The sequence below is a fragment of the Streptomyces sp. NPDC058872 genome, from assembly GCF_042743065.1.
GTDB lineage: Bacteria > Actinomycetota > Actinomycetes > Streptomycetales > Streptomycetaceae > Streptomyces.
Window position 1 is genome coordinate 18787 of the sequence record NZ_JBHYMK010000062.1, and the last position, 12070, is coordinate 30856.

9 protein-coding genes are annotated in these 12070 nt (G+C 75.2%); 4 read left to right on the top strand and 5 right to left on the bottom strand.

The features are described from left to right. Positions 1-197 precede the first annotated feature (197 nt). Positions 198-566, top strand: coding sequence for a hypothetical protein (locus tag ACFW22_RS29740; protein ID WP_386410391.1), 369 nt, complete (start codon positions 198-200; stop codon positions 564-566). Between the two features lie 116 nt (positions 567-682). Here the strand turns inward: ACFW22_RS29740 and ACFW22_RS29745 are convergent, their stop codons facing one another. From ACFW22_RS29745 to ACFW22_RS29765, 5 genes are all read right to left on the bottom strand, one after another. Continuing rightward, positions 683-5353 (bottom strand): hypothetical protein, encoded by a 4671-nt coding sequence (locus ACFW22_RS29745; protein ID WP_386410394.1) that lies wholly within the window; start codon positions 5351-5353, stop codon positions 683-685. Positions 5354-5415: 62 nt separating this feature from the next. Next, on the bottom strand, positions 5416-6318 hold the full coding sequence (locus tag ACFW22_RS29750) for a hypothetical protein (protein WP_386410397.1): 903 nt from the start codon (positions 6316-6318) through the stop codon (positions 5416-5418). Continuing rightward, positions 6315-6848: a hypothetical protein gene (locus ACFW22_RS29755; RefSeq protein ID WP_386410400.1), complete on the bottom strand. Its 534-nt coding sequence runs from the start codon at positions 6846-6848 to the stop codon at positions 6315-6317. Before ACFW22_RS29755 ends, ACFW22_RS29750 begins: the two co-directional genes overlap by 4 nt. A gap of 257 nt (positions 6849-7105) precedes the next feature. Continuing rightward, positions 7106-8650 (bottom strand): hypothetical protein, encoded by a 1545-nt coding sequence (locus tag ACFW22_RS29760; protein WP_384884008.1) that lies wholly within the window; start codon positions 8648-8650, stop codon positions 7106-7108. Positions 8651-8734: 84 nt separating this feature from the next. Further along, on the bottom strand, positions 8735-9445 hold the full coding sequence (locus ACFW22_RS29765) for a GntR family transcriptional regulator (RefSeq protein WP_386410404.1): 711 nt from the start codon (positions 9443-9445) through the stop codon (positions 8735-8737). Positions 9446-9764: 319 nt separating this feature from the next. Here ACFW22_RS29765 and ACFW22_RS29770 point away from each other — a divergent pair, with 319 nt between their 5' ends. From ACFW22_RS29770 to ACFW22_RS29780, 3 genes are read left to right on the top strand one after another with little or no spacing between them, the layout of a single operon-like run. Further along, positions 9765-10529 (top strand): LamB/YcsF family protein, encoded by a 765-nt coding sequence (locus tag ACFW22_RS29770; RefSeq protein WP_386410407.1) that lies wholly within the window; start codon positions 9765-9767, stop codon positions 10527-10529. Next, the gene (locus ACFW22_RS29775; protein WP_386410410.1) at positions 10526-11209 is read left to right on the top strand and encodes an allophanate hydrolase subunit 1; all 684 of its coding nucleotides are present in this window, start codon (positions 10526-10528) and stop codon (positions 11207-11209) included. Before ACFW22_RS29770 ends, ACFW22_RS29775 begins: the two co-directional genes overlap by 4 nt. Beyond that, entirely contained in the window at positions 11206-12069 is an 864-nt protein-coding gene (locus ACFW22_RS29780) for a biotin-dependent carboxyltransferase family protein (protein ID WP_386410413.1), read from the top strand. Before ACFW22_RS29775 ends, ACFW22_RS29780 begins: the two co-directional genes overlap by 4 nt. Position 12070 lies beyond the last annotated feature (1 nt).

A 12070-nucleotide genomic window follows, 5' to 3' on the forward strand; every position in this document is an offset into this window, starting at 1 on the left:
GGTGCACCGTTTGTCCGACCTGCCCAGATGGCTGGAACTATTCGTTCCGCAAAGCGGTGGGCCCCATGACCGGGGCCGGATGAAACCTTTTCGCCCCCGCATGCGTCAATGGGTACGGGGAGGGGTCTGCCCGCGTAAAGACGCTCAAGACGGGCAGTGACTCCTGAAGTCGGTCAGTGGTGGGGAGTGACGGAACAATGGAACACGAGGCGCGGTCGGCGCGTCAGTTGTGGGTGGAGGAGGAGCGGGGGCGACGGCGGATGCCGGATCCGGTGCGCAACGCAGCGGTACGGGCCGTGATGCTCACCTCGGTGACGCTCATCCAGGCCGTGGTGGCTTTCCTCTGCACGGTTGCGGGCGCGTGGCTGGCCTTCCCGGTGACCATCACCGCGGTGGTCTCCACCGTGGTGGCCACCTGGAGCGTGGTGGACGTCTGGATCACGCGCCAGGTGTGGCGCCAGCGCAACGGCGTGGTGTCGGAGCCGAGCAGTACGGCCCGCCCGTCGCTCCGGAACCGGCACGACCGGAGCCGGGGAGACGCGGCACCGCTGTCCGAAGCGGTCTGAACCAACCACGAGCGGCCCGGATCCCGAAGGGGACCCGGGCCGCTCGCCTGTGCCCGGCCGCTCGCCGGACCCCCGGCGCAGTGCGGCGCGGGACCACGACGCCGCGTGGCGCGGGACTACGGCGCCTCTGCCGGGACCGGCTCGTCCGCCCGGTGCCGGCGGAACATCCTCGTCGCCGTGATCTCTCCGTGGATCGTCTCGCCCTCCGCGCCCGGCTGGGGCAGGCCCGGCCTCAGGTGCTCCTCCACGCTGATGTACTTCAGCCCGGCCCTCAGGTCGGCGTCGTTGCGCAGCCGGATCACCAACGGGAACTCGGCGAGCGCCGTCGTGTCGAACAGGCCGGTCGTGTAGAGGAGCTGGACGCCCAAGGCGTCCGACACGGCCCGCTGGAGCTCCAGCAGGTACGTGGCGTTGGCCCGGCCGATCGGGTTGTCGAGGAAGAGCGTGCCCGCGTGCCGGTGCTTGTCGCGCCCCCGGTCGTTGGAGCGGAGTGCCGCCATCGTGCAGTAGAGGGCGATGGCCGCGGTGAGCAGCTGGCCGCCGGAGAAGACGTCTCCCATCTGTCCGACGGGGACCCGCTCGGCGCGCAGCACCGCGTCCGGCTTGAGGATCTCGACCGAGACGCCCTTGGGTTCGAGCGCCGCCTGGACACCGCGGAGCAGCAGGGACATCCCGTCGCGCCGCAGGTCCGAGTTCTTCTTGACGGCCGCGCGGGTCGCCTCGTCGACGACCTCGCCGAGCCGCTCCGAGAGCGTGGCCTGGTCGGGCTCTTCGAAGCGGATCCGCAGGAACTCCTGCCCCGACCACTCGCCGAGGCCTTCGGGGAGGCGGGAGAGCCGCTGGGCCGAGCGGAGGGTCGCGAGCGAGGACTCGACCAGCCCGCGCAGTCGGTCGACGATCGAGTCGCGGTTCCGCTCCAACTGCTCCAGCTCGTCGGTGAGCACGCGCAGTCGGGGCGCAAAGGCCTCGGCCCACTTGGCGGCGTGCTCGGGCAGTGCGGAGGCCGGCAGCTCTCGGATCTGCTGGCGGGCCGGGGTGCGGACCTGCTCGTAACGGGTGGAGTTGGCGTGTCGGACGAGGATGTCGCTCGCCTCGCGGACGGCGGCCTCGGCAGAGGACAGTTCGGCGGTGCAGCCGCGCAGTGCGCGCCGCGCCTCGGCTGCGGTCGTACGGGCCTCCTCCAGGCTCCCCGGGTACGACTCGATCGCCTCCCCGTCCTCGTCCGGGTGGTCGCGGAGCTGATCGCGCAGCAGGGCGGCCGTCTCGTCGAAGCCCCCGGCCGCGTCCTCGGCGGCGCGGTGGTCCCGGAGGAGACCGGCATGGGCGGCCCGGGCCGCGTCCAGGGCGTCGGTGCGGGCGGCCAGTTCGGCCGTCGCGGTACGCAGCAGGGTCTGTGCCCGCTCCGCGTCGGAGGGCACGAGGTCCTCGGGGAGCTCGGTGTGCGCCTCGCCGTCGCCGGGGGCGAGGCGCTCGGCCTCGCCGCGCAGTCGGCCGAGCTTCTCGCTGGCCTCGGAGGCACGCGTCTCCAGCATCTGGACGAGTGCCTCGGCGCGGGCGGCAGCCGCCTGCCGGGACGGGCCGTCGGCGCCGTCGGTGGACTCCAGGAGTTGCTCGGCCCGGGTGCGGACCTTGTTGGTCAGACGGTTGAGCTCGGCGAGGGCCGCGGACTCGTCGCCCTCGGCCCGGGCCTGCTCGGCCCGCAGGTCGGCGCCGACCCCGACCTTCTCGTACACCTGGGAGGCGGCCCGGTACGCCTCGCGAAGGGTCGGGAGCGCCGTGCGGGGTGCGTCCGGCTCCTCCTCCGGCAGGTTGTCGGGCGCACCGGCGATCTCGGCCCGCTCGGCCCGCAGGGCGCGCGCGGTGCGGTGGGCGTCGTCGGCGGCGCGCTGGGCGGCGCGCCGGTCCTCGTCGGCGGCGCGGGCGCGCTCCAGGCAACTCTGGGCACGGGCCTCCGCCTCGGCCGTGTCATCGGCGAGTTCGCGGAGCTTGGCCTGCCAGGCAGCACGCTCGCGGAGCCGGAACGCAAGGCCGGCGAGGGCGTCGGCGACCCGGCGGGCCCGCTGTGCGGCCTCTTGGCGCTCGTCCCTGAGGTGGGCGGCTTCGGCGGCGGCCTCGTCGGCCTCCGTACGGGCCGCACGGGCCTCGTCGAGCGTGGCGACCGCGGCCTCGGCGGCCTCGCGGGCGGTCGAGGTGGCGGAGGCGAGCTCGGCGAGCATCCCGTGCGGGCAGTCGGCGCGCCAGGCGGCGATCCGGGAGGCGAGGGCGCGGTCCCCGGCGAGGCGACCGGCAAGGACACGGATCTCCTCGTCGCGGGCGGCGGCGCGGGCGCGCAGTGCGTGTCGCTCCTCGTCGGCCGCGTGCTCGTCGTGCATGGCCGGGTTCGGCGGGACGAGGAAGACCCCGCCGTCTTCCGTCGCTCCTTCCCGTGCGGGTGCGGGGGCGAGCAGGGCGGCGGCGGTGCCGACGGCCACGGCGGAGCGGGGCAGCAGGGCAGCGGCGGCGAGGACCTCCCGGGCCCGTCCGTACGAGACGGGGTCGGTGATCACCACGCCGTCGACCAGCTCGGGGCGGGTGGCCAGGACCCTGGCGTGGTCGGCGGGGGCCACCGCCTGGGCGAGGTAGCGCCAGCCGGGAAGCGCGGGGATGCCGTGCTCGCCCAGGTACTCGACGGTGGCGAGGACGTCGGGGCCGGGTGGCAACAGGCCGCCGTCGCCGAGGGCGCCGAGGATGCGGGAGTCGTCGGCGGCTGCGGTGCGCAGTTCGAACAGCTGTCGCTCGGCAGCGGCGACGGCCTGGTCGAGCAGGCCGCGCAACTCGTCGGCGCAGCGGTCGAACTCGGCGGCGGTGAGCGGGTCCTGGGGCGCGCCCTCGGGGTCGGCCGCGTCCTCCGCACCGGCGTCGGCGGCCATCGAAGCGTGCTGGCCCGGGAGCGAGGAGCCCGCTGCGGGAAGGCTCAGGAGTGCGGCGAGGCGTTCCTCGACGGCAAGGGCCTCGGCGGCACGGCGCTCCGCGTCGTAGGCGTTCCCGGCGGCCTCGGCGGCGTCCGCCGCGCGGGCCGCGGCGAGTTCGGCACGGGACTCCGCGGCGGCGGCCTCGCGCGCGCGGTCGGCAGCCGCACGGGCGGCCTCGCGCGCCACGTCCCAGGCGGCCACGGTGGTCTTCTCGGCGTCGCTCGCAGCGAGCGCGGCGCGGGCCGGGTCGGCATCGGGCGCGGTGTCGTCCAACCAGCCGGCGCGCACGGCCTCGGCGGTCTCCTGTTCGACCTCGGCGAGTCGCTGACGCAGGTGGCCGGCTTCGCTGCGGGCCCGCTGGGCTTCGGTGGCGGCGACGGTGGCGTCGCGGTGCGCGGTCTCGCTCGCGTCCTGGAGGGCGGTGGAGCGTTCCTCTTCCTCCGCGGCGTGGCGCTCGCCCTCCTCGGCAGCGGCGGCGAGGGCGCGTACGAGATCGGCGGCGGCCTCGGCGCGGGCGGCCAGGGCGGGAGCTGCGTCGCGCTCGGCCTCGCGGATGGCGGCGGCCACGCGCGCGGAGCGGTCGCCCGCGGCGCGATGGCGGAGCACCGCCTCGGCGGCCTGCCACGCGGAGTGCAGGGTGCGGGCGTCGGTGAGCTCGCGGCGCTGGGCGGCGGCGCCCTTCTCCGCTGCGGTCAGCGCCAGGGAGGCGTGCCGGTAGGCGAGTTCGGCGGCGATGAGGGAGCTGCGGCTGCGGGCGGTCTCGGCCTCGGCGACGGCGTGGCCGGCCGAGGTGACCTGCTGGGCGAGTTCCGCGGCCCGGCCGCGTTCCTCGGCGGCACGGGCGGAGAGCCGGCGGGCGAGGGTGCGGGTGCGGCGCTCGGCGCCCGCATGGACCTCGCGCGCACGGGCACGGGTTCCTGCGGCTTCCACGATCCGGCCGAGCAGGTCGACGGAACCGGCGGTGAAGTCGCGCTCGGCGGTCAGTTCGGCGCGGCGGCCCAGCTTGTTGCCGAATCCTCCGACGAGGTCGGCGAGGCCGTCGGTGTCCCGGGTGTCGGTGACCGCCCGCAGCAGCAGGTCGGTGAAGTCGGAGTCCTTCTTGACCGCGAAGAGGCCGGCCGCCTCTCCCTCGTCGGCGTTCATCTCGCGCTGGTAGCGGAAGAGTTCGGGGTCGAGGCCGAGCTCGCCGAGGTGTTCGTTCCAACGGTCGTGGATCTCTTCCCAGACCACCTCCAGGTGCGGGTACGCCTTTCCCGCCTCGGTGAGCGCGTCGCGGAAGCCCTTCATGGTGCGCCGGCGGCCGGTCGCGCCGGAAGCGCCCTCGACGGGCGGGCGGACGGAGGTGGCCTCGGCGACCGGCAGGTTGTCCAGACTGAGTCCGGGGCCCGGGCGGAAGGAGTACCAGGCCTCGGCGAACTTCCTCGGGTCGTTCGAGACCTGCCGGCCGCGCCACTCGCTGGCCTTGCCGACGACGACGAGCTCACCGGTGAGGGTGTGTTGCCATTCCAGGGCCACGTGACCGCAGTCGTCGGCGAGGAGGAACTTGCGCAGCACGCCGGAGCTGGCACCGCCGAGGGTGTTGCGGTGGCCGGGGAGCATGACCGAGAAGATCAGCTTGAGGAGGACGGACTTGCCGCCGCCGTTCTCCAGGAAGAGCACGCCCGCGGGGGCCGGGCGGCGCGGTGGGCCGACCGGCTCCTCCTCGAAGAACTCCGCCTGGGTGGGGGCGGGGTGGGGCACCGGTGCGCCCACCCCGCGAAGGTCCAGGACGGTGTCGGCGTAGCGCGCGCCGGCGGGGCCGATGGAGTAGAGGCGGACCCGGGACAGCTCGTACATGGCGAGGGACTCTCGTGCTCTCGTGCTCGGGGAGTTCGGTTGCGCGGGCGGCGGCGGGGCCGTTACCCGTGGAAGGGCAGGCCCGCGTCGGCGGCGAGCTCCAGGTCGTCGCCCTCGGGCGGCGGGAGGAGCGTCGCGGAACCGTCGCTGACGGGGACGATGCCGAGTTCGAGGAGCTCGGCCATGGCGGCGGATCCGGCCATGTCGCGGACCTGGAGCTGGTAGCGGGCGGTGGTGCGGTAGGAGCCGCCCCCCTCGTCGCCGGTGCGCTGGAGGAAGCCGGAGTCGGTGAGGAAGGCGGCGGCCTTGCCGACGATGCCGGTGGTGGACCCGGCGAGGCGGCGGGCGTCCTTGGTGGCGCCGGTGGAGCTGCGGCGCGCGTAGGTCCGCCAGGCGGCTTCGAGGCCGGGGGCGTCAGAGGCCGGGTCGGTGTTCTCGCCCTGTTCCTCGGCGCGCCGCTCCAGCCGCAGACACGCCTGGCGGACGAAGGCGTCGACGCCGTTGACCGTGAGCCGGCCGATGTACGCGTCGTCGGCGAGGTCCTCGGGGCGGGGGAAGGCCATGGCGGCGACCGCGAGGTGGGCCAGGCCGTGCAGGAACCGGTCGGCGGAGTCCGTGTTGGCGCGACGGGCGTAATCGCCCATGCGGACGGCGAAGACGGAGTCCTCGCCGGCGGTGACCGCCATCCCCGCGCGCGGGGAGACCTCCAGGACGACGAGTCCGAGGCCGGTGGCGACGGCATCGGCGAGGCGGGCGAAGGCCGGGTCCTCGCGGTAGCGGCGGAGGAGTTCCGTGTACTCGGCGTCCCGGGCGGGGAGCAGCTTGGGCTGGAGTCCGAACGAGACGAGTCGGGCCGCGTCGGCGGCGTCCGCGGGGGTGACGGCTGAGGAATGGGGGGCGGTCGGGGGCTGCTGGGGCTCCTGCTCGCTCCACGCGTCGGCGTGCTCGGCGTGGGTTTCGCTCACGGCTGGGGCTCCTCGGTGCGGCTCTCGGTCGGTACGGCGCGGGGGGCGGGTCGGGGAACGGGCAGGGGTACGGGGGTGACGGCGGCGGGGGTGCCCGTCGGGACGGGCCGGTCGGCGGGCGGCCCGTCCGTGAGGCGGACGGCGCGCACGGACGGAACGTCCCGGCGGCGTGCGGGTGGGGTGCGGGACGGCTCCGGCACCGAAACGGTCCCGAACCGCGGCCGGCCGGCGGCCTCCGGAGCGGGTGCGCCGGAGGTCCCGGGAACCTGCCGGGACGGGCTCTGGTCCTCGCTCCGGCTGCCGGCCGGCGACTCCACGGCCACGGCGGGCAGCAGCGGACCGTGCGGCTGGTCCGCCCGGACCAGCCGGGCAGCCGACTCGCGCTCCGCGTCGTTCGCGGACTCGCCCCCGGTCCCGGACAGGGCCTCGGGCTCGGGCTCCGGCTCGGACTCGGGCTCGGGCTCCGGCTCGGGCTCCGGCTCGGACTCGGGCTCGGGCTCCGGCTCGGACTCGGGCTCCGAGTCCGACACAGGCTCCGGCTCCGGCTCCGGCAGGACCTCGGTTTCCGGCCGGAGGGCGGTTTCGGGGGCCGCCTCCCGTGCCGGGGCGAACGCGTCCCCGGAAGCCGGCAGGCCACCGGGCCCGGGCCCGGCACGGAATGTGGCGACCCGCTCCGGTGCGGCTTCCTCCCGGGGCTCCGGAACGATTCGGTCCGGCACGGGCGGGGCCACCGGTTCGGTGGCGGACGGGGGGTCGGAGGGGCTCGGCGGGGCAGGGGGGACGAGGTTCACGTGGCCTCCGTACGGTCGGCGGCCATGCCCGCCGCATCGAGCAGGGCCGTGCCGACGATGAGGTCGGCGCCGCCGAACTCGGGGTCGTCGAGGGGGGTGCCGTCGTCCACGGCGAACAGGAGCCGCTCCTCGCCCTGGCGGTAGGCGGTGCCGACCGGGGGGCTCGCCGCGTGGACGGCGAGGAGGGCGACGAGGTACGGCAGGTCGGGGTCGAGGCGGCGCGCCTCGCCGAGCAGTCCGGAGAGTCGACGGGGGGCGTCGTGCTCCAGGTCGAGCAGGCGCATGGCGCTCGCCAGTTGCTCCTCGCTGAAGCGCGAGTCGTCGGGGGTGGCGATGAGGTCGGGCTCGGGCATCTCGGCGCCGAGGTGCTCCCGCTCGACGGGCGGGGTGAGGAGCAGGTCCACGAGGTCGCCGAGGCGGACGGAGGTGGGGGTGCGCAGTCCGGTGCCGCGAGCGAAGAAGGCATCGGTGACGCGGGTGGCCCGTTCGACGGGGAGCGGGAGGACGGGGGCGACCAACTGCCCGTACAGGTCGAGTCCGGTGTACGCGGTGGGGGTGGCGAAGGCCTGCCGGTCCTGCTCGGCGCGGAAGAGCGGTCCGGCCTCCAGCAGTCGGGACTGGAGCTGGGTGTGGCGCCGGATGCAGTCCTTGACTATGTCGACGAGCTCGGCGGCGCGCCGTTTGTGCTCGGCCGTCTTGGCGTCGGACGCGGCCTCGGCCTCGTCGCGGGCCCTGCGGATGTTGGTGAGGATCGCGTTCTCGTGGCGGTAGCGGTCGGCCACGTGGTCGAGCGCCTCCGCGATCATGTCGGGGACGGTCTGGAGCCAGTCGACGGCGCGGACGTTGCGCCGGGTGGCCTCCAGCGTCTTGCGGAGGGTCTCGGCGTACTGCACGGTCCGGTAGCGCGCCTGCTCCGCGGCGAGCTGGGCATCGGCGAGCCGACCGCGGTTGATGAGCACCTCCAGCTTCACCTCGGCGGCGATCTGGGCGCTGGTGACGTCGGTGTCGAGGGCGCCGACGAGGACGTTGACCGCTTCGTCGGTGGTGCGCAGGTAGACGCCCCCGCCGTAGCCGGGGACCTCCTCGATGAGCTTGAAGTCGTAGTCCCTGCGGACGTAGGCCCCGTCGGTGCCGAAGGTCCCGTAGACGGCCCGGAAACCGCGGTCCACGCTGCCGACGTTGATCAGGTTCTCCAGGACCCAGCGGGCCACGCGCTCGTGCTCGGCGGCGGGGCGGTCGGGAGCCTGGGCGGCGACGCGGGGCAGCAGCCGGGCGACGATCTGTTCGTGGTCGGCACCGGTGTCGAAGTCCATGTTCAACGTGATGAGGTCGATCGCCGCGAGGGCCACTTCGGCCATCGCGTAGACCGTGTACTCACCGGCCAGGTTCGCCTTGCGCGCGTCGAGGTCGTGCAGCGGGGCGGTGCACGCGAGCGCGCGGAGCCGCCGCGCGAGCCCTTCGTCGGCGGCCGGGCCCTGCGCGGGGCGCGGCCCCGTACTGAGCTGGGGCGGAGCAAGGTCCGTCGAGGCAGGCGAAGTCACGGTGCACAGATTAGGTCCTCACCATGACAACGGTCGAAACGACGCAGATGAGAGCGGTGACCGGGGCGCGTGTCGGGCCCCGGGTCAGTCGGTGGCCCCCGCCGTCCCGTCGACCGATCGGGCGTAGGCGGCGGTGAGCCGGGTGCGGGAGTCGTCGAGGTAGTCGGCCAGGAGTTGCTCCGCCGAGGCCAGGTCCCCCGTGCGCAGCGCATCGAGGATCTCCCCGTTCCTGCGGAGGTAGGGCTCGTGGAGGGCTCGCGGGTCGTCGACGGCGTGGAGGGCGAGGCGGAGTTCGGCGAGGACGCCGCGCATGAGTTCGTCGGTGCGCGTGCTGCCGGCGAGGGCGACGAGGGCGCGGTGGAAGTGGATGTTCGCCGTGGAGACGCCCGTCCAGTCGCCGGCGCGGGCCGCTGCCTCGCCCTCGGCGACGGCGGCGGCGGGGGCGTCGACGGCGAACGGTGCCCGCGCCAGGCCCCGCACGGCGGCGCACTCGACGAGTCGCCGGGTGCGGTAGATGTCGTCCACGTCAGCGGTGGTGAGGACGCGGACGAACACCCCGCGGTTGAGTTCGTGGACGAGCAGGCGCTCGTGGGTGAGGAGTCGGAAGGCTTCGCGGAGGGTGTTGCGGGACACGCCGAGGGCGCCGCCGACGCTCTCCTCGGAGAGCCGGACGCCCGGCGTGAAGAAGCCCTCGGCGATCCGGGTGCGCAGGACGTCCGCGACCCGCTCCGCCGTGCTCGTGCGTCCGAGCAGTGCACGGTCGCCCACCAGTCCCCCGGTGCCGCTCAGGTCCACCGCGCTCCGCCCCTTCCCGTCGTCCGGCGGTCGAGTCAACCCTAGAAGGAGGCAACGGACAACACCCTTCTTGTCGGATCGTTGAACAATCCTCTACGGTGACCGGACCGCGGAGCGTTCGAGTGCCTCCGGGCCCGGAGCCCTCGGGCGACGGTTCCCCTCTGACGCCCCCCTATCCGGGCCCTCCGGACGCGTTCCCCGCCGCACGACCCGCCCGACGTCACGGTGCGTCCACCCGACTGGACGTCCGTCGGCAGTGCTGCCGGGGCGCCCGGTGGGGAACGCGTCCCGCACCACCCGGCGAGAGAGGAAGCACCGCATGCCCCGGGCGACGATCGACCTCAACGCAGATCTCGGTGAGGGTTTCGGCCGTTGGCGGCTGACCGACGACGAGGAGCTCCTGTCGGTCGTCACCAGCGCCAACGTGGCCTGCGGCTTCCACGCCGGGGACGCGGTCACCATGCGGCGGGTCTGCGAACTCGCCGCGGCACGGGGCGTGCGCATCGGGGCCCAGGTGTCCTACCGGGACCTCGCGGGGTTCGGGCGGCGGTCGATGGACGTCCCGCCGGCGGAGCTGGCCGCCGAGGTGGCCTATCAGATCGGCGCGCTGGAGGTCTTCGCCCGTGCCGCCGGCTCTCGGGTCTCGTACGTGAAGCCGCACGGGGCGCTCTACAACCGGGTGGTGCGGGACGCCGAGCAGGCGGCGGCGGTCGTCGAGGGCGTGCTGCTCGCCGACCGGACCCTGCCGGTGCTCGGGCTGCCGGGATCCCGGCTGCACGGGGTCGCCGCGGAAGCGGGGCTGACGGTGGTCGCGGAGGCATTCGGCGACCGGGCCTACCGGGCGGACGGCTCCCTGGTGCCGCGGGGCCAGGAGGGGGCCGTCGTCACCGATCCGGAGGAGGTCGTGCAACGGGCGGTGGACCTGGCCGGGACCGGGGCGGTGACGTCCCACTGCGGACGGACCGTCGCCGTCCGGGCCCGCTCCCTCTGCCTGCACGGGGACACCCCCGGCGCGGTGGACCTGGCGCGGAGGGTACGGGACCGGCTGGAGGCCTCCGGCCTGCGCGTGGAGGCCTTCGCATGACCGCGCGCACCGGGACGGACCCGGTCGGGACCGACCCCGGATCCGGGGACGCACGTCCTCCGCGCGTGCTGCGCGTGGGGGATCGGGCGCTCCTGGTGGAACTGGGCGACGGGGCCGAGACGGAGGCGTTCCACGCGGAACTGCTGCGCCGCCGCGCGGCGGGTGTGCTCCCCGCCGTACGGGAGATCGTGCCTGCGGCGCGGACCGTGCTGCTCGACGGGCTGGACGATCCGGAGCGGCTGGCCGGCGAGCTGACCGGCTGGGAGCCGGCACGACGGGAGGCGTTGGAGGGCGGGGCCGTCGAGGTGCCGGTGCGCTACGACGGGCCCGACCTGGCGGAGGTGGCCGCGCTGTGGGGGGTGTCGGTGGAAGCGGCCGTGCGGATCCACACGGCGACCGAGTTCCGGGTCGCCTTCTGCGGCTTCGCACCGGGCTTCGGCTATCTCACGGGACTCCACCAGCGGTACGGGGTGCCCCGGCGGACCACTCCCCGCACGGCCGTTCCGGCCGGTTCGGTCGCCCTGGCCGGACCGTACACGGGCGTCTACCCGCGCTCCTCCCCCGGTGGGTGGCAGCTGATCGGCACCACCGACACGGTGCTGTGGGACGCCGGTCGGGAGCCCGCCGCACTGCTCGGCCCCGGCACCCGGGTGCGGTTCACGGCGGAGGGCGGGCGGTGAGCGACCGCGTCGTGTCCGTCGTCCGGGCCGGGGCCCTGACCACCGTCCAGGACTCGGGGCGCACGGGGTACGCACACCTCGGCGTGCCCCGCTCCGGCGCCCTCGATCCGGCGGCCCTACGGCTCGTCAACCGGCTCGTCGGCAATGCGGAGGGCGCGGCGGCCCTGGAGACCACCGTCGACGGGTGTGCGCTGCGGTCCGGGTGCGACGTGACCGTCGCGGTGGGCGGCGCTCCCTGCCCGGTGCGGGTGGACGGGAGGCCGGTCGCCTGGGGCGTTGCGGTCCGGATGGCCGCCGGATCCGTCCTGGAGGTCGGCGCGGCCGTCCGCGGGGTGCGGTCGTACGTGGGGCTCGGTGGCGGGATCGCCGTCGAACCGGTGCTCGGAAGCCGGTCCACCGACCTGCTGTCGGGGCTCGGTCCGGCCCCCCTCGCACAGGGGGCGGTGCTGCCGCTGGGCCCGGGCACGACCGGGCGGGGGCACGCCGACGCCGCGCCCTGGCCGGGTCCACCGGACGAACTCGTCCTGCGGGTCCGGCCGGGCCCCCGGGACGACTGGTTCACCGGTGCGGCGCTCCGCGCCTTCACGACGCGTGCGTACCGGGTGTCCCCGGCGAGCAACCGCATCGGCCTCCGGCTCGACGGACCGGTCCTGGAGCGGGCCGTGTCGGGCGAGCTGGCCAGCGAGGGCATGGTCCTGGGCGCGGTGCAGGTGCCGCCGGACGGGCGCCCGGTGGTGTTCCTCGCGGACCATCCGACGACCGGGGGCTATCCGGTGGTCGCGGTCGTGCGGGAGGCCGACCTGGGTGCGGCGGCCCAGGCGTCGCCGGGGACGCCCGTGCGGTTCGTTCCGGCGCGCTGAG

What these genes read in the sequence shown, in the direction of transcription:
- ACFW22_RS29740 (WP_386410391.1), top strand. Translation starts at nt 198, where the DNA reads ATGGAACACGAGGCGCGGTCGGCGCGTCAGTTGTGGGTGGAGGAGGAG.
- ACFW22_RS29745 (WP_386410394.1), bottom strand. Translation starts at nt 5,353, where the DNA reads ATGTACGAGCTGTCCCGGGTCCGCCTCTACTCCATCGGCCCCGCCGGC.
- ACFW22_RS29770 (WP_386410407.1), top strand. Translation starts at nt 9,765, where the DNA reads ATGCCCCGGGCGACGATCGACCTCAACGCAGATCTCGGTGAGGGTTTC.
- ACFW22_RS29775 (WP_386410410.1), top strand. Translation starts at nt 10,526, where the DNA reads ATGACCGCGCGCACCGGGACGGACCCGGTCGGGACCGACCCCGGATCC.